This is a genomic window from Streptodolium elevatio (assembly GCF_053592165.1).
Map to the genome: position 1 here is coordinate 197549 of NZ_JBSFVE010000013.1, position 16688 is coordinate 214236.

At 72.0% G+C, this 16688-nt stretch carries 17 protein-coding genes; 11 read left to right on the plus strand and 6 right to left on the minus strand.

The window, feature by feature from the left end; all coding sequences use genetic code 11:
* The first annotated feature begins 5 nt into the window (after positions 1 to 5).
* Genes ACWD12_RS24085 through ACWD12_RS24095 form a run of 3 tightly spaced genes read left to right on the plus strand, consistent with a single transcriptional unit; the run spans position 6 to position 4255 of the window.
* Entirely contained in the window at positions 6 to 2129 is a 2124-nt protein-coding gene (locus ACWD12_RS24085; protein ID WP_450101262.1) for an acetyl/propionyl/methylcrotonyl-CoA carboxylase subunit alpha, read from the plus strand.
* Positions 2126 to 3067, plus strand: a complete 942-nt coding sequence (locus ACWD12_RS24090; RefSeq protein ID WP_450101263.1) for a hydroxymethylglutaryl-CoA lyase — start codon at positions 2126 to 2128, stop codon at positions 3065 to 3067. The genes ACWD12_RS24085 and ACWD12_RS24090 overlap by 4 nt, the downstream gene beginning before the upstream one ends.
* Positions 3068 to 3076: 9 nt before the next feature.
* Entirely contained in the window at positions 3077 to 4255 is a 1179-nt protein-coding gene (locus ACWD12_RS24095; RefSeq protein WP_450101264.1) for an acyl-CoA dehydrogenase family protein, read from the plus strand.
* Between the two features lie 365 nt (positions 4256 to 4620).
* Here ACWD12_RS24095 and ACWD12_RS24100 read toward each other — a convergent pair whose 3' ends face one another.
* Positions 4621 to 4845, minus strand: coding sequence for a hypothetical protein (locus ACWD12_RS24100; RefSeq protein WP_450101265.1), 225 nt, complete (start codon positions 4843 to 4845; stop codon positions 4621 to 4623).
* Positions 4846 to 4934: 89 nt separating this feature from the next.
* Here ACWD12_RS24100 and ACWD12_RS24105 point away from each other — a divergent pair, with 89 nt between their 5' ends.
* Positions 4935 to 5570, plus strand: a complete 636-nt coding sequence (locus tag ACWD12_RS24105; protein ID WP_450101266.1) for a hypothetical protein — start codon at positions 4935 to 4937, stop codon at positions 5568 to 5570.
* An 87-nt stretch (positions 5571 to 5657) separates the two neighbouring features.
* On the opposite strand, the gene ACWD12_RS24110 is transcribed toward ACWD12_RS24105, so the two are convergent.
* Complete coding sequence (locus ACWD12_RS24110; RefSeq protein ID WP_450101326.1) at positions 5658 to 6173, minus strand: GlcG/HbpS family heme-binding protein; 516 nt, start codon at positions 6171 to 6173, stop codon at positions 5658 to 5660.
* Between the two features lie 416 nt (positions 6174 to 6589).
* Entirely contained in the window at positions 6590 to 8065 is a 1476-nt protein-coding gene (locus tag ACWD12_RS24115) for an MFS transporter (RefSeq protein ID WP_450101267.1), read from the minus strand.
* 129 nt (positions 8066 to 8194) lie between these two features.
* Here ACWD12_RS24115 and ACWD12_RS24120 point away from each other — a divergent pair, with 129 nt between their 5' ends.
* The 5 genes from ACWD12_RS24120 to ACWD12_RS24140 all read left to right on the plus strand — a co-directional run bounded on the left by ACWD12_RS24120 (position 8195) and on the right by ACWD12_RS24140 (position 11793).
* Complete coding sequence (locus tag ACWD12_RS24120) at positions 8195 to 9190, plus strand: helix-turn-helix transcriptional regulator (RefSeq protein ID WP_450101268.1); 996 nt, start codon at positions 8195 to 8197, stop codon at positions 9188 to 9190.
* Positions 9191 to 9286: 96 nt separating this feature from the next.
* Positions 9287 to 10198, plus strand: coding sequence for an SDR family NAD(P)-dependent oxidoreductase (locus ACWD12_RS24125; RefSeq protein WP_450101269.1), 912 nt, complete (start codon positions 9287 to 9289; stop codon positions 10196 to 10198).
* A gap of 31 nt (positions 10199 to 10229) precedes the next feature.
* Positions 10230 to 10877, plus strand: coding sequence for an alpha-ketoglutarate-dependent dioxygenase AlkB family protein (locus tag ACWD12_RS24130; RefSeq protein WP_450101270.1), 648 nt, complete (start codon positions 10230 to 10232; stop codon positions 10875 to 10877).
* Between the two features lie 81 nt (positions 10878 to 10958).
* Positions 10959 to 11249: a YiaA/YiaB family inner membrane protein gene (locus ACWD12_RS24135; RefSeq protein WP_358352235.1), complete on the plus strand. Its 291-nt coding sequence runs from the start codon at positions 10959 to 10961 to the stop codon at positions 11247 to 11249.
* A 76-nt stretch (positions 11250 to 11325) separates the two neighbouring features.
* Positions 11326 to 11793: a YbaK/EbsC family protein gene (locus ACWD12_RS24140; protein ID WP_450101271.1), complete on the plus strand. Its 468-nt coding sequence runs from the start codon at positions 11326 to 11328 to the stop codon at positions 11791 to 11793.
* 83 nt (positions 11794 to 11876) lie between these two features.
* On the opposite strand, the gene ACWD12_RS24145 is transcribed toward ACWD12_RS24140, so the two are convergent.
* A complete protein-coding gene (locus ACWD12_RS24145; RefSeq protein ID WP_450101272.1) occupies positions 11877 to 13415 on the minus strand; it encodes an acyl-CoA synthetase in 1539 nt (512 codons plus the stop codon).
* 182 nt (positions 13416 to 13597) lie between these two features.
* On the opposite strand from ACWD12_RS24145, the gene ACWD12_RS24150 reads away from it, so the two are divergent.
* The gene (locus tag ACWD12_RS24150; RefSeq protein ID WP_450101273.1) at positions 13598 to 13969 is read left to right on the plus strand and encodes a hypothetical protein; all 372 of its coding nucleotides are present in this window, start codon (positions 13598 to 13600) and stop codon (positions 13967 to 13969) included.
* A 35-nt stretch (positions 13970 to 14004) separates the two neighbouring features.
* Here ACWD12_RS24150 and ACWD12_RS24155 read toward each other — a convergent pair whose 3' ends face one another.
* Both ACWD12_RS24155 and ACWD12_RS24160 read right to left on the minus strand, forming a co-directional pair.
* On the minus strand, positions 14005 to 14733 hold the full coding sequence (locus tag ACWD12_RS24155; RefSeq protein ID WP_450101274.1) for a nucleoside/nucleotide kinase family protein: 729 nt from the start codon (positions 14731 to 14733) through the stop codon (positions 14005 to 14007).
* Positions 14734 to 14849: 116 nt separating this feature from the next.
* Positions 14850 to 15482, minus strand: coding sequence for a hypothetical protein (locus tag ACWD12_RS24160; RefSeq protein ID WP_450101275.1), 633 nt, complete (start codon positions 15480 to 15482; stop codon positions 14850 to 14852).
* A 543-nt stretch (positions 15483 to 16025) separates the two neighbouring features.
* On the opposite strand from ACWD12_RS24160, the gene ACWD12_RS24165 reads away from it, so the two are divergent.
* Positions 16026 to 16625, plus strand: coding sequence for an HD domain-containing protein (locus ACWD12_RS24165; protein WP_450101276.1), 600 nt, complete (start codon positions 16026 to 16028; stop codon positions 16623 to 16625).
* Positions 16626 to 16688 lie beyond the last annotated feature (63 nt).

The following is a 16688-nucleotide window of genomic DNA, read 5'->3' on the forward strand; positions in this document are numbered from 1 at the left end:
GCCGCATGTTCGACACGGTCCTCATCGCCAACCGGGGCGAGATCGCCCGACGCGTGGCCTCGACGCTCGCCGACAAGGGCATCCGCACGGCGGTCGTCCACACCGACGCCGACGAGGGCGCGCCGCATGTGCTGGAGGCGGACGTCGCCGTACGCGTGCCCGACTACCTCGACATCGCCGCCGTCGTCGCGGCGGCAGTGCGGGTGGGCGCCGACGCGATCCACCCGGGCTACGGATTCCTCGCCGAGAACGCGGAGTTCGCGCGTGCCGTCGAGGCCGCCGGCATCGTCTTCGTCGGACCGCCTGCGACGGCGATCGAGTTGATGGGCGACAAGATCCGCGCGAAGCAGACGGTCGCCGCGTCGGGCGTGCCCGTGGTGCCCGGCAGCAGCGGCGCGGGCCTCTCCGACGCCGAACTCGGCGACGAGGCCCGCAAGGTGGGCTTCCCGGTGCTGCTGAAGCCGTCCGCGGGCGGCGGCGGCAAGGGCATGCATCTCGTACGCGACGAACGGCAGTTGGCGGACGAGATCGCCGCAGCGCGGCGCGAGGCGGCGGGCGCGTTCGGTGACGACACCCTGCTCGTCGAACGCTGGATCGACCGGCCCCGGCACATCGAGGTCCAGGTCCTCGCCGACACCCACGGCAACGTCATCCACCTCGGCGAACGCGAATGCAGTCTCCAGCGCCGCCACCAGAAGATCGTGGAAGAAGCCCCCTCCCCGCTGCTCGACGACCGGCAGCGCGCCGCGATGGGCGCCGCGGCCGTCGAGGCGGCTCGCTCCTGCGGGTACGTCGGCGCGGGCACGGTCGAGTTCATCGTGTCGGCGGACCACCCCGACGACTACTACTTCATGGAGATGAACACCCGCCTCCAGGTCGAACACCCCGTCACGGAACTCGTCGTCGGCCTGGACCTCGTCGAGTGCCAGATCGACATCGCGGCCGACGGCGAACTCCCGTTCGCGCAGGACGAAGTGGCGCTGCGCATGCGCGGACACGCGGTGGAGGCGCGCATCTACGCCGAGGACCCGGACCGGGGCTTCCTGCCGGGCGGCGGCCGCGTCCTCGTGCTGGACGAACCCCGGCACCTCGCACGCGTCGACTCCGGGCTCGCGGAAAGGGCCGAGGTCGGCACCGGCTACGACCCCATGCTCGCCAAGGTGATCGCGCACGGGGACGACCGCGACGAGGCGCTGCGCATCCTGCGTACGGCGCTCACCGAGACGACGGTGCTCGGCGTGCACACCAACATCGGCTTCCTGGCCCGCCTGCTGGCACACCAGGACGTGGTGGCGGGCCGCCTGGACACCGGTCTGGTCGAGGCGGCGATGCCGTCGCTGCTGCGGGGGGACACGCCGCCGACGGTCGCGGTCCTGGCCGCGTTGCTCGCGCACGCGGCCTTGGAACCGGGGGCGGGGGCGGGCACGGGATCGGGGCCGGAGCCGGGCGCGTCGGACGGATGGACCGATCCGTTCTCGGTGCCCTCGGGCTGGCGCCTCGGCGAACACGCGGCCACCGTCCACCGGTTCCGCGTCGAGGGCGCCGAACCGACCACGGTGCGGGTGCACGGGCGGGGGCGGCACACGGAGGTGTCGTACGACGCGGAGGAGAGCGCGGTCGAACGTACGGCGGTGCCCGCGCACATCGTGATCGTTGGGCCCGACCAGGTGCGGCTGACGTACGACGGATTGGCCGAGACCTTCCGCTACGCCCTTGCCGACGACGGCAGTTGGTGGCTCTCACAAGGAGCGGAGACGTGGCGGGCCGCCCCCTATGACCCCGTGGCGTCGGGGGCGGGGGCAGGGGGTGTGGCGGGGGACGGCACGCTGGTGGCCCCCATGCCGGGGACCGTCACCGTCGTGAAGGCGGCCGCCGGGGAACGGGTGACGGCGGGTCAGGCGGTCGTGGTCGTCGAGGCGATGAAGATGGAGCACGCGGTGACCGCGCCCTTCGACGGCACCCTCGCGGAACTGCGGGTGGACGTGGGGTCCCGGGTCGCGCTGGACGAAGTCCTGGCGCTGGTCCACCCGGAGGAGGGCGGCGGCGCGGAGAGCGGCACCGAGGCCGGCGGCGCCGACCGGGACGACGCCGTTCGGAGCGGGGCAGTCGAAGGCGAGGACAAGTCATGAACGCTCTGCCCATGGTCGTCCCGGAGGCCGGCCTTCCGGCCCGCGTCACGATCCACGAGGTCGGGCCGCGCGACGGGCTCCAGAACGAGTCGGCGATGGTCCCCGCCCATGTGAAGGCGGAGTTCATCCGGCGGCTCGCCGGGGTCGGGCTCACCACGATCGAGGCGACGAGCTTCGTACCGCCCGCCTGGGTGCCGCAACTGGCGGACGCGGCCGAGGTGTTCGCGGAGATCGAGGACCTCGCCGCGGTGGACCTCCCCGTGCTCGTGCCGAATCAACGCGGGCTCGACCGGGCCCTGGAGCTGGGCGCGCGGCATGTCGCGGTCTTCGCCAGTGCCACCGAGACGTTCGCGCAGCGGAACCTCAACCGCGGGCTGGAGGAGGCACTCGACATGTTCGCGCCCGTCGTGGCGCGCGCGACCGCGTCGGGCGTCCGTACCCGCGGCTACCTGTCGATGTGCTTCGGCGACCCGTGGGAAGGGGCCGTCGACCCCGCGCAGGTGGTCGACGTCGGCGTACGCCTCATCCAGATGGGCTGTTGGCAACTCAGCCTCGGGGACACCATCGGCGTGGCCACGCCGGGCCAAGTGACGGACATGATCGGCCGGTTCGCGGATGCCGGTATCGACACCGACCGGCTCGCCGTGCACTTCCACGACACGTACGGCCAGGCACTCTCCAACACGCTGGCCGCGCTCCGTACGGGCGTCGCGACCGTGGACGCGTCGGCCGGCGGACTCGGCGGCTGCCCGTACGCCAAGAGCGCCACCGGCAACCTCGCCACCGAGGACCTGGTGTGGATGCTCACCGGGCTCGGCGTCGACACCGGCGTCGACCTCGGCCGCCTCGTCGCCACAAGCACGTGGATGGCCGAACACCTGGGCCGACCCAGCCCGTCCCGTACCGTCCGCGCACTCGCGGGCGATCAGCAGAGGTAGGCGACGATCATGCTCGACCACAGACTCGACGACGACCTTGAGCTCCTGCGGGCGACCGTGCGGGAGTTCGCGCGCGACGTGATCGCGCCGGTGATCGGGGACTACTACGAGCGGCACGAGTTCCCGTACCCGATCGTGCGCGAGATGGGGAAGATGGGGCTGTTCGGCCTGCCGTTCCCCGAGGAATACGGCGGCATGGGCGGCGACTATCTGGCGCTCGGCGTCGCCTTGGAAGAACTGGCGCGCGTGGACTCGTCGGTCGCCATCACCCTGGAGGCAGCGGTCTCACTGGGCGCCATGCCGATCCACAAGTACGGGACCGAGGAACAGAAGCGGCAGTGGCTGCCGAAGCTCTGCTCGGGGGAGATGCTGGGGGCCTTCGGACTCACCGAGCCCGACGGCGGGTCGGACGCCGGAGCGACACGTACGACGGCGCGCCGCGACGACGCCACCGGCGAGTGGGTCATCAACGGCAGCAAGAGCTTCATCACCAACTCCGGGACGGACGTCACGGGACTGGTGACAGTCACCGCCGTGACAGGCACGAAGCCCGACGGCGGCAAGGCGATCTCCACGATCATCGTGCCCGCCGGCACGCCGGGCATGACCGTCGCCCCGCCGTACTCCAAGGTCGGTTGGAACGCCTCCGACACCCACGAACTGTCCTTCAGCGACTGCCGCGTGCCGGGCGAGAACCTGCTCGGGGAACTCGGCCGCGGCTACGCCCAGTTCCTGGGCATCCTGGACGAGGGGCGAATCGCCATCGCCGCGCTGGCCACCGGCTTGGCGCAGGGCTGCGTCGACGAGTCGGTCCGCTACGCCGGCGAACGCAAGGCGTTCGGACGGCCGATCGGCGCCAACCAGGCCATCGCGTTCAAGCTTGCGGACATGGAACTGCGGGCGCACACAAGCCGGTTGACGTGGCGCCACGCGGCGTCCCGGATGGTCCACGGCGAGTCGTTCAAGCACGAGGCCGCGCTCGCGAAGCTGTACACGTCCGAGGCGGCGGTCGACAACGCCCGTGAGGCGACGCAGATCCACGGCGGTTACGGCTACATGAACGAGTACCCGGTGGCCCGCTTCTGGCGCGACTGCAAGATCCTCGAGATCGGCGAGGGCACGTCCGAGGTGCAGCGGATGCTCATCGCCAGGACGCTCGGCGTCGGGGAGGCCCTGACCCCGCGCTGACATCGGCCGCCTTGTCGGCCATTCCCCCACTCCCCAAGCGATCGGCTCAGGCCGCCGCCGTCTCGTGGTTGCCCCCCTCGGCCACGAGGCGGCGGAGCGAGGTCACTTCGCCGGGAGCCATCCGGGCGGCGTCGGAGCCACGCGGGCGAACAGGGGGACTGTGCGCGGAACGTCGGGCAGCCCGGAGAGCCGTACCACGTGGTGCCTCGTGAACCCCCGTGGTGCGCTCTGCGTCGAGACGTGCCGATAGCCCAACATCCCGGCAACGCGGCACTTCGTGCACGGGCATGGCGGCGCGCGTGCGTACGGTCACCTCCGCGAGGCCGCCGAGCCGCTCTCCCCGCTGCCGTACGATCCCCCGTCACTCACCCGGCCTCCCCAGGGCCGAACCTGACACTGTGCAGAACACCCGCGAACACGTGTGCATAGTCCGGCCCTTCCTCCGCCGACGTGGCCTTGTTCATGATGGCGAGGCCGTCGTCCACGCGCTCGTGGAACTTCCCGCAGGCGTCGCCGAGTTCGTCGAAGCCGGTGCGGATCGGCCCGGTCTCCTCGAGAGCGCCGGGCTGTGGCGGCAATGGGGACGTCACCGGGGCCGTGTAGGTTCTCGCGGTCGGGGGCGGTCGGGGGCGGTCGGGGGCGGTCGGGGAGGGTTGGGGGCAGGGTGTCGGACAGTTTCATGCTGGCTGCGCGCGTACCGATGACGCGTGAGGGGTTCGAGGCGTGGTTGGACGCCCCGGTTCCGGGGGTCGAGGTGGTCGCCAACCCCGGTGAGATGTTCACCGGCTGGTTCTGGGACGGCTCCTCGTCGGCAGACCGGTGGGACCGGCTTGACGCGGACACCACGGCACGGGAGTTCTTTGCCGAGTGTGTCGAGGAGTCGTGCGCGGGGCGGTCGACGACGGTGGTGCTCCTGCACCGCGAAGGTGCCTTGGAGGCGTACCTGTTCGAGGTCGGCTACGACGAATACACCATGCACACGGCGATGTTGCTGTTGGCCGGGGCCGGTCGGTTCAGGTCGGAGCCCGGGGACGACTACGTGCTGTTCTGGGCCGAGACCAGCGGGGCGTTGCTGAAGCCGTCGTCGGACGCCTGGCTGGCGGTGCTCTCGGTGGGGCAGGAAGGTGCGCGATTCGTCGGGCGCGTCGATCTGGCCGAGACGGTCGCGGCGCTGAAGCCGGCCGAGGAGCGGTTCTACGCGTTGATCGAGCGCATGGCGGAGGACGAGGAGGAGTGGGACGCGGACGCCGGGGAGCCGTTCGCCGCCGAGACTCCCCGCGACACGTTGTTCGTGGATGCCGAGGTGTTGCGGTAGCGGGGGGAACTCGGCGGGACCGGGCGGGGTTCGCCGTCCGTGCCCGAAGGCGGCCGCGCGGCGCGGGCACGGACGACGACCGGGACGTCAGTGGCTGATCGCGGCGAGGCCGGCCTGGGCGTACTGCTCGTCGGAGAGTCCGCTCGGGGCACCGGCGACGCCGATACCGGCGATGGGGGCGCCCTGGAACTGGACGGGCACGCCGCCGGCGAGGAACAGCGTGCCGGGGATGTCGGCCAGGGTCGGGTTCTGTTCGAGGCGCCCGACCAGGACCGAGGTGGGGGCGTTGAAGGACGCGGCGGTGTACGCCTTGAGGCGTGCCGACTCGTACGTGTGGGGCCCGGCGCCGTCGCCGCGCAGCTGCACGATGGCGTTGCCGTTGCGGTCCACGACGGCGACGCTGACGCGTTGGCCGTCGGCCTCGGCCGCGTCGAGGGCGGCCTGGGCGGCCCGTACGGCCGCTGCCTCGGTGAGGTGGTGGGTGGTGATGACGTTGTCGCCCCGGACGCCGTCGCCACCCCGGGCCTGGCAACCGGCGTGGCAGTACTCGCCGGAGGCGATGGCGGCGGTGGCGGCGGCGGGTACGGCGGTCGCCACGCCCATGCCCAGCACCACAATGGAGGCGCCGACGGCGAGACGGGTCCGCAGGACGGGGAATCGGTTCACAGTCACTCCTGAGGGAGGTGGCCGCCACGAGCGGGCGTGCCTTCCCGACAGTGCAGCAACCCCCTCCCGCAACCGACCCGGCGCCGCGCGGCGATCCACCGGACCGGGCTACCCGGCCTGCGCCGAATGGTCGAGGACCCGCACGCAACGTCGCGGCGACGCCGGGGGCACGAAGCGCCGGTGGCCCGGTTGCCCCGGCCGGCCCCCGGACGGGACCTTCGCCGAACCCAACCGGGGCGACTTGCCGCCCGCCGCGCCGCCACGCGAACTCGTTTGCCCCGTCCGGAGTTTCATCGTGCGATCCCCGCGGCCGATGCGGGGCACCGGCCCCGGCCGGGGCGTGCCAGGAGCGACTAGGGCTTCCTGGTGACCAGGTGGAGGCGGAGGCACAGGGCGGCGGTGAGCAGGGCGAGGGCGGTGAGGACGGCCGCCACGGCGTAGGTGGCGTTGCGCCAGGCGTCCGGGTCGGGATGGTCGCCTGCCACCGCGAAGAGGGTCGAGCCGAGGATGGAGGCTCCGCTCGCCAGGCCGATTTGCAGCGCGGTGGACAGGACGCCGCCGGCGAGGCCGGCGCGGTCCACGGGGAGCGCGCCGAGGGTCAGGCCGAGCAGGGGAACGAGCACCATGCCCCATCCGACGCCCGCGAGGAAGAGCGGGAGGAGCAGTTCGGGGAGGGTGAGGCTCTCCTCGGTGACGCCTGCCACGGTGGCGAACGCGTCGGTGCCGAGCGCGAATACGAACGCGCCGACCACCAGGACCAGCGCGCCGTGACGCGCCACGAAGCGCTGGGCGAGAAGGGCGACCAGCAGGAAACCGGTGGCGGCGACGGCCATGGCGAGGCCGGAGCGGATCGGCGTGAAGCCGTGGCCGACCTGGAGGATCATCGCGAGGCTGAACATGAAGCCGCCGACGCACGTCCCGAAGACCAGGAGGGCCGAGAGCCCGAGCCGGGCGGCGGGGAGCCGCAGCAGGGACGGCGGGACCAAGGGCGTACGGCCGGAGCGTTCGGCGCGGGACTGCGTCGCGATGAAGAGCGCGGCCAAGGGGATCACGGCCGCGAGCGCGATCCAGGTCCAGACGGGCCAGTTCTCCGCGCGGCCGAGGGTGAGGGGGATCAGGAGCAGGGCGATCGTCGCGGCCAGGAACGTCGCGCCGCGTACGTCGATCGGCGCGGCGACCGGGGCCTTGGTCTCCGGGACCACGCGGCGGGCCAGGGCGAGGGCGAGGACGCCGACGGGGACGTTCACCAGGAAGAGCGGACGCCAGCCCGAGCCGAACAGGTCGGCGTGCAGCAGCAGTCCTCCGACGACCTGTCCGATGGCTCCGGCGGAGCCGACGACCAGGCCGAACACGCCGAGCGCCTTCTGCCGGTCGGCGCCCTCGAAGCCCGCCTGGATGGCGGCGAGGACCTGCGGGAACATCAGGGCCGCGGTCAGGCCTTGGAGTACCCGGAAGACGATGAGCGTTGTCACGTTCGGCGCAAGTCCGCACGCGGCCGACATCACCGTGAAGGAGGCCATGCCGAGAAGGAACAGCCGACGCCGTCCGTAGCGGTCGCCGAGGCGGCCGCCGGCGACCAGGGTGCAGGCGTACGCGACGCCGTACCCGGACACCGTCAGTTCGAGCTGCGCCTCGCTCGCGCCCAGGTCGCGGCCCATGTCGGCGAGCGCGACGTTGACGATGAAGGCGTCCAGGACGGGGAGGAAGGCGCCGAGGAGCAGGATGGGGAGGGCCCGCCACCAGCGGGCCGCGTCGGGTCCGCCGGTCGCCGGCGCGACGGAGGGGGTGGCCGCCGCACCGGCGGCCGAGGTCAGGGTGCTTTGTGGCATGACCCCACCCTGCGGGTGCCGCCACACGGGTACCGAGAGCCTGCTGATGCTGGTACTGACCGCACCTGGATAGCCGGGGCGGCCCGGGTGAGGATGGTGCACATGGACGGGGAGAACGGAGACAGGAGTATGGCGGACGTCGGTTTCGGGCTGGGGGCGCTGGTCGGGGCGCGTGTGCCGTCCTCTTCCGCGCAGGTGGGCCGCGTACGCCTGTCGCGCGAGCAGAACGAGAAGCGTCGGCGCGAGCTCGGCGAGTTCGTCCGCTCGCGGCGCGAACGCACGTCGCCCGAGGCGGTCGGCCTGCCGCCCGGTCCGCGCCGCCGTACGCCCGGGCTGCGCCGCGAGGAGGTCGCGCTGCTCGCCGGTATCGGGGTGACCTGGTACACGTGGCTGGAGCAGGGCCGGCAGATCAACGTCTCGTCGCAGGTGCTGCTGTCGGTCGTGCGCGTGCTCGGCCTCGACGACGTCGAACGCGCGCATGTCTTCCACCTCGCCGACGTCCCGGACCCCGAGCACATGGTCAGCGAGGCGCAGGTGTCCCCGGCGGTGCAGCTCGTGCTCGACCAGCTCAACCCGTACCCGGCCTCGGTGATCGGCCCGCGCTGGACCATCCTGGCGGGCAACCGGGCGTACCGGGCGCTGGTCGGCGACTACCGCGACCTGCCGCCCTGCGCGCGCAACACGTTGTGGATGTTCTTCACCGACCCCGAGTGGCGCACCCTGGCCGCGGACTGGGCCGGTACGAGCAGGCAGCTGGTCGCCAAGCTGCGCGCCGCGGTGGCGGCGGACCCGGGCGATCCGGGGTGGGGGCCGATGGTCGACGCGCTCATCGCCGCGTCCCCGGAGTTCCACGAGCTGTGGCGGCGGCAGGAGGTCGCCGGCATGGACAGCGCGGTCAAGTGCTACTACCACAGCGCCGTCGGGTCGCTCGACTTCGCCGTCACGCACATGGTGACCAGTGACGGCAGGGGCGCGCGCATGTCCGTCTACACGCCGCGCGACGACGAGACCCGCGAGCGGCTGGAGCGGCTGTCGGGGGTCACCCCGAGGCGGCTGACCTACGACGAGGACCACTTCGTCCACGAGGCGGGGAGGACGGGCACGCCGCTCGGTGTGCCGGCCTGAGCCTGCCCTTGACCATGTGAACGAAAACCGGTTTCCTCTCCCGGGAGGGTACGCGGCGACGGGGCGGCGCGCCCCGCGACGTGTGTGGAGGCGACCGTGACGCAGATCCGCTTCGACGGCCAGGCGGTCCTGGTGACCGGCGCGGGACGCGGTCTCGGCCGCGAACACGCGCTCGCGTTCGCCGCGCGCGGTGCGAAGGTCGTGGTCAACGACGTCGCCGACGCCGAGGGCGGCGGCCCGGCGGACGCCGTCGTCGCGGAGATCACCGCCGCGGGCGGCGTGGCGGTGGCCGACACGCACAGCGTCGCCGACGAGCCGGACGGCGTCGTGGGCGCCGCGCTCGACGCGTACGGGCGCCTCGACGTGGTGGTGAACAACGCGGGCATCTCGCACGGCGGCATGTTCGACCAGATCCCGGCCGAGATGTTCGACAAGATGCTCGCGGTCCACCTGACCGGCACCGTCAACGTGACACGTGCCGCATGGCCCCACCTGAAGGCCGCGCGCGGGCGGGTCGTCAACACCACCTCGAACTCGATCTTCGGCATCACCGGGACGAGCCACTACATCACGGCCAAGGGCGGCGTCCTCAGCCTGACGAAGTCACTGGCGATGGACGGCCGCGGCGACGGGATCCGGGTCAACGCGATCATGCCCGTCGCCTACACGCGGATGACCGCCGGCATCCCCGACCCGGTATTCCGCGGGTTCCTGGAGAAGAACTTCACCCCGGACAAGGTCGCCCCGTTCGTCGTCTGGCTGGGCAGCGAAGACGTGCCGGTCAGCGGCGAGATCTTCAGCGTGGGCGGCGGCCGGGCGGCGCGCATCGTGCTGGGCGTCGCGCCGGGCGCGCTCGCGGACACCCCCGAGGCGTACGCCGCACAGGCCGGGCAGCTCCTCGACCTCGACGGCGTGGTCTTCCCCGCGGACGCCACCCGCGAGGTGCTGTTCGCCGCCGCATCACTCGGCCTCGCGCAGGACGAATTGGAAGGCGCCTGGAAGCAGTAACACGTCGGAGCGCCCGTCTAGGCTGGCCCGCATGTCCGCATTGTTCCCCCGGCAACGCCGCGAGGTCGCGCCGGGGGCGGTGCACGTGCCCGGCTGGCTCGACGCGGAGGAGCAAGCCGCGCTGCTCGCCGCCTGCCGCGCGTGGGCCCGGCCGCCTGCCGGACTGGAGACCGTCGTGCTGCCGTCGGGCGGCGTCATGTCCGTGCGGTCGGTGTCGCTGGGCTGGACCTGGCAGCCGTACCGCTACGTGCGCGTGACGCGCGACGGAACACCGGTCAAGCCGTTCCCGGACTGGCTGGGCACGATCGGGCGCCGCGCGGTCGCCGAGGCGTACGGCGCGGGCCCAGGGCCGGACTTCGCTCCCGACCTGGCCCTCGTCAACTTCTACGACGACCGGGCCCGCATGGGCCTGCACCAGGACCGGTACGAGGCGGGCGACGAGCCCGTGGTGTCCCTCAGCCTCGGCGACACCTGCGTCTTCAGACTCGGGAACACCGAGACGCGGACCCGTCCGTGGACCGACGTCGAACTGGAGTCCGGCGACCTGTTCGTGTTCGGCGGCCCGTCGCGCTTCGCCTTCCACGGTGTGCCGAAGACGTACCCGGGGACCGGGCCCGCCGAACTCGGCCTGCGGGGACGCCTCAACGTCACCATCCGAGTATCCGGCCTCGCCGTATAGGGGAGTTGCACAGCGCACGCGGCGGCCAATCTGAGTAGGCGTACTCAGGAATTCCGCTTCGCCCGGCGCCACCATGCCTCTATGACAACGCCCTTGCAGCCCCGCAACACCGCGATGTTCTACTTCCAGGCCTGGATCTCGTTCGCCACGGCGATGACCGCCATGGGGATCGGGATCGCCTACCTGCCCGTCTCCGCGTGGGTGCGCGGATTCATCGGCCTCGGCGCGCTCTTCCTGGTGACGTCGTCCTTCACGCTCGCCAAGGTCATCCGCGACCGGCAGGAGACCGAGACCATGGTCAACCGCGTCGACCAGGCCCGCCTGGAGAAGCTGCTGTCCGACCACGACGTGTTCCGGCCCGAGACGGTGTGACCCGGTGGGCCGCGCGGCTCGGTGGCGGCACCAAATGCGGGAGCGCTCTCCCGGACCACCCAGTAGGGTCCTCGGCATGACCAACGCGCTCGACCGCGTCGTCGCGGACCTCGCCCGGCACGGCGTCACCGGCGCCGTACGCGAACTGCCCGACGACGTGCCCACCGCCGCCGCGGCCGCCGCGCACCTGGGGTGCGACGTCGGCGCGATCGCCAACAGCCTGATCTTCGACGCGGACGGCGCCCCGCTCCTCGTCCTGACCAGCGGCGCCCACCGCGTCGACACCAAGCGCGTCGCGGCCCTGGTCGGAGCGGCCGAAGTGCGGCGCGCCGACGCCGACTTCGTGTACGCAGCCACCGGTCAGCGCATCGGCGGCGTCGCCCCGGTCGGCCACCCCGCGCCGGTACGCACCGTCGTCGACACCTGGCTCGGCAAGCACGACCAGGTCTGGGCGGCCGGCGGCCTCGCGCACACGGTCTTCCCCACGACGATGGAGGAACTCGCCCGTATCACGGGCGGGACGGTCGCCGACGTCGGCGACTGAACGCCGGTCCGGCGACCGTCCGCCGCGCGTCCCCGGGTGTCTCCTCGTGTCCGAGCGCACCCGGGCGGGGTCCGGTGCGGCGCTCAGCCGGCCGTCTCGTACCTCGCCTTCACCACGCGCTTGAGCAGTTTGCCGGTCGGCGTACGCGGCAGCTCCGCCACGAAGTCCACGCTGCGCGGCGCCTTGTAGTGCGCGATGCGCCCGCGTACGAAGTCGATGAGCTCGCGCTCGAGTCCGGGCCCCGTCTCGACCCCGGAGGCGGCCTGCACGACCGCCTTGACCTGCTCGCCGAGGTCCTCGTCCGGCAGACCGATCACCGCGACGTCGTCGACCTTGGGATGCAGCGCGAGCGCGTCCTCGACCTCCTGCGGGTAGATGTTCACCCCACCGGAGATGATCATGTACGCCTTGCGGTCGGTGAGGAACAGGAAGCCGTCCTCGTCGACGTAGCCGACATCGCCGGTCGTGGACCACGTCTCGTGCACGGGGTGCTGCGCCTCGCGCGTCTTGTTCTCGTCGCCGTGGTACCGGAACGGCACCTCCTCGCGCTCGAAGTACACGGTGCCCACCGAGCGCGCCGGCAGTTCGGTGCCCTCGTCGTCGCAGATCCGGATGACCCCGAGGGCCGCCCGCCCGACCGACCCCGGCTTCTCGAGCCACTGTGCCGAGTCGATGAGGGTCACGCCGTTGGCCTCGGTGGCGGCGTAGTACTCGTACAGGATGGGCCCCCACCACTCGATCATCGCGCGCTTCACCTCCACCGGGCACGGCGCCGCCGCGTGGATGGCCACCTTGAGGGAGGTCAGGTCGTAGCGCCCGCGGACCTCCTCCGGGAGCTTGAGAGCACGGACGAACATCGTCGGCACCCACTGGCTGTGCGTGATGCCGTGCTCCTCGACGACCCGGAGCGCCGCCTCCGGGTCGAAGCGCTCCATGATGACCGCGGTGCCTCCGGTGCGGTGCACGAGGCTGATGAACCGCAGCGGCGCCGCGTGGTAGACGGGCGCGGGCGACAGGTAGACCGTGTCCTCGTCGAAACCGTAGATCGCGGCGAATACCGCGACGAGCGTGTCGCCCTCCTCGTTGATCCGGCGGTCCGGCAGCGGTGCGCGAACTCCCTTAGGACGACCGGTCGTTCCCGACGAGTACAGCATGTCCGCACCGGCGGGCTCGTCGTCGAGCGGGTCCGCCGAGACGCCCTTCAGGGCCTCCTCGTAGTCGCCGTGCCCGACCACCGGGCCGTCGAACGCGAGCCGGACCTCGACGCCCGGCGTCGGTGCGACGACCGCCTCCGCGAGGCGGCCTACCGCGGCGGACACGATCAGCGCGCGGGCCCCGCAGTCGTTGACGATGTACGCGATCTCGTCGGCCGACAGGTGGTGGTTGACCGCCGTCACATACAGCCCGGAGCGCAGTGCCGCCCAGTACACCTCCAAGGCGTGCAGGTTGTTGTCGGACAGCAGGGCGATGCCGTCGCCCCGGCGCAGCCCGGCCTCGTGCAGCAGGCGGGCCAGGCGCGTGGAGTTCTCGTCGAGTTCACGGTACGTGAGCGTGCGGCCGGAACCGCTCATGATCACGGCGGGCTTGTCGGGCGTCGTGCGGGCGTACGTTCCGGGGTACATCGGACTCCTCGCCGTCGCAGGGGCAGACGAGGAGACCGTACTAGCGCTCGCTCATGACAAACAGAGGTCGGACGGCGATCGTTTGCGGTCGTACGACCGGGTCGGAAACTGAGGCGGCGTACCCACACTTTGCGGGTACGGGTACTCATGTCCCGCAGCCACCCGCGGAGTTCACTGGCAGCATGCCTCTACCAGCCGCACCTCCCGTGGCCACGCAGATGCAGCGCCGGCCCAGGCGCCTGTGGGCGCTGGCCCCGATCCTGACCACCGTCTTGGCCGTGCCCGCCTCAGTCCTCCTGCTCATCATGTTCGGACTCTCGGCCATGGCCTTTGACTCCTGCGAACCTCCCACAGAGACGACGTGCCCGGCGGCGACCGCCGCCATCGAACGGGCGGTCGAGTTCGCGCTGCTGACGCTCCTGCCGCTGATCCTGGTGTGGGTATGGCCGCGAAGCGCGCGCTTCAACACCGTCCGCTGGATCATGGCGGCGGCCTACGTCGCCGTGGTCATGACCGCCGTGACGATGTTCCTCAACATCCCCGCGGGCCGCTGAGCCGATCGCTCAATTCCCTCGTGCCGCCGAGCTCTTCAGATCGCGGGAAGCTCCGGCGGCACGATGACACGGTCACACGCGTCCCGCGACGGCTTGACCCACTCGCCGTTCGCGCGGTCGCTGCACTCCACCCAGTCCCGGGCCGCCGGTTCGTCCCGGCCGCCGGCGAGCTGGCGGTCGACGAGACGGGCCTCGCGTACGTCGTCCGGCGCCTCGACGTACCAGAGCACGTCGATGTGTTCGCGGGCGGCACGCCACCCCGGGGCGTCCGCGGCAAGGTAGTTGCCCTCGGTGACGACGAGCCGGGCGGCGGGCGTCACGCGGTGCCGGGCGGCCACCGGCTCGTGCAGCGTGCGGTCGTAGTCGGGGACGTACACGTCGTGGTCGCGCTCGGCGGCCAGGCGCGCGAGCAGCGCCGCATAGCCCCACGCGTCGAAGGTGTCCGGTGCGCCCTTGCGGTCGAGGCGCCCGACGCGTTCCAACTGCGCGTTGGAGAGGTGGAAACCGTCGAGCGGAACGTACGCCGCCACGCCCGCGCCCAGCCGCCGCCCGACCTCCCGCACCAGGTGTACGGCGAGCGTCGACTTGCCGGCCCCGGGCGGCCCGGCGAGCCCGAGCACCGTCCGGCGGCCGTCCGCGGCATCCGGGACCAGCACCAGGACGTCCGCCACGAGGGCGGCGAGCGTAGGCACGGGCGCGTGGCGGCCGTCGGGAGCGTCGCGGTGGGACGCCGGCGCCCGGCGCGGGGCGGGGTCGGTGCTCATAGGTCGGCAGGATGCCATCCGCCCGGGCGGTGATGCGGCACCGCCCCGGACGCCCGCGCACGGCGCGGCATCCGGGGAGGCGCGGGTCGCACGCGACCGGCGGTCCGGCAAGCGGATCAGGCCGGCGGGGCGATCTTCGTGACGGCCGCGGTCAGCACGTTCACGATGTCCGTGGCCAGCGCGGTCAGGGCGGTCTTCACCCCGTCGAGGTTCGGCGGGACCTTGGTCGCCGCGGCGACCAGCGCCTCGGCGTTCTTCTTGAGGCTCGCGAGCGCGTCCTCCAGGCTCACGGCCGGCACCGGAAGGGCCTTGCCGGTGCCCGCCTGCACGGCACCGGGCAGCACGCCGCCGGTGTTCGGGACGACGGTGCCGGTGTCGGGCGCCACTGTGCCGCTGTTCGGGACGACGCTTCCGGTATCCGGCACGACCGGCGGCACGGCTCCGCCGCCGAGCGACTTGAGGAGCTTGTCGACCTGGGTGGTGAGCAGTTCGAGGCGGTCACCCAGGACGTCGGCGTCCGGCTTCTCGGCCGACGCCGCCGAGGTCAGCCCGGACACGGTCTTGAGCACCGCACCCAGGTCGCCGACCTGGCCGATCAGCTGCGTGGGATCCGGCGCCGCGGGGACCGCCGGGGCGACACGGGTCTGCGGGCGGTCGTCGACGAATGCCGTTGCGGCACCCGCGCCGACGCCCACCGCGGACACGCTGAGGGCGGTGGCCAGGGCGACGGAAGTCCACGTGCTGCGCATGACGAAGGCGTCCTTCGGAGGGGGTGGGGGGGTTCGGAATGGGGCCGATCGGCCTCAACCCACCCTTGACCGCGATTCACCCGGGCTGCCACCGCGAATAGCCCGATCGAGTCTCCGACTGGCGCGGATGGCCCAACGACACTCGGCCGTCGAACGATTGTGATCGAGAGTGGCGTGCTCCGATGGGATGATGCGTGGTCTTTGCGAGGTTGACTGATCGAATGTGATCGATATCAGGCCCTTGCTGTTCTCTCTCGCAACGCGCGCGTGCATCGCCGCGGCCGCTGTGGAGCAAGATGCCACCGACGATCGCCTGCGGCCACTTCGGTCCGTCGTGCGCCGGGCAGTGGACGCCAACTGGTCGCGTACGCGCGCCTGGTGGCCTCTCTGCTCGGTTGGCGGGACCGCAGGCGGCAAGGTGGCAGGGCGGCAACGTAGCGCATGTCCGGGAGGCTTCGTCCGATACGCGCAGGTGCGGACGAGTTCACCGCGCGGCGAGGAAGTCGTCACGGTGCCGATGCCGACGTGACGTACCGTTAGCTGATGGCTTCCGAAGCGTTGCGCCGGGTCTTGTCCGACACCGGTGACCCGGACCCTCGCCCTCTTCCCGACCGGGTGGTGGAACTGCTCTGCAAGGTCGGGGCTCCACCGCGCCTCGCGGCGCACCTGCGACTTGTGCACGACGTCGCCTGGCGAATCGTCAGATGGGTCGAACGGGAGTTTCCTGACCTGGAGTTCGATGCGGAGTCGGTGCTTTTCGGGGCGGCCGTCCACGACATCGGGAAGGCCGTGCACCGGGAGGAACTGTCCGGTCCCGGCCACGCACACGAGCTCGGCGGCTATGAACTCCTGTGCGATCACGGGGTGGAGGCCGAACTCGCGCGCTTCGCGTGTACGCACGGAACCTGGTCGGAACCTGGCCTGCCGCTCGAGGACCTGGTGGTGTGCCTCGCCGACAAGATCTGGAAGGGCACCCGCATTCCGCTGCTGGAGGACCTGGTCGTCGACCGCCTGGTGTTGTCCGCCGGGGGCCGCGAGCGCTGGGCCGTGTTCGCCGCTCTCGACGACCTGCTCGACGACATCGCGGCGGACGCGGACCTGCGGCTCGCGTTCCAGGCACGGCACCCGGTGACCGTCCGCTGAGGGCCCGTCGGGTGCAACTGACGAGGTGAGTGACGGGGGTGGCTGACGGGGGTGGCGGATCTG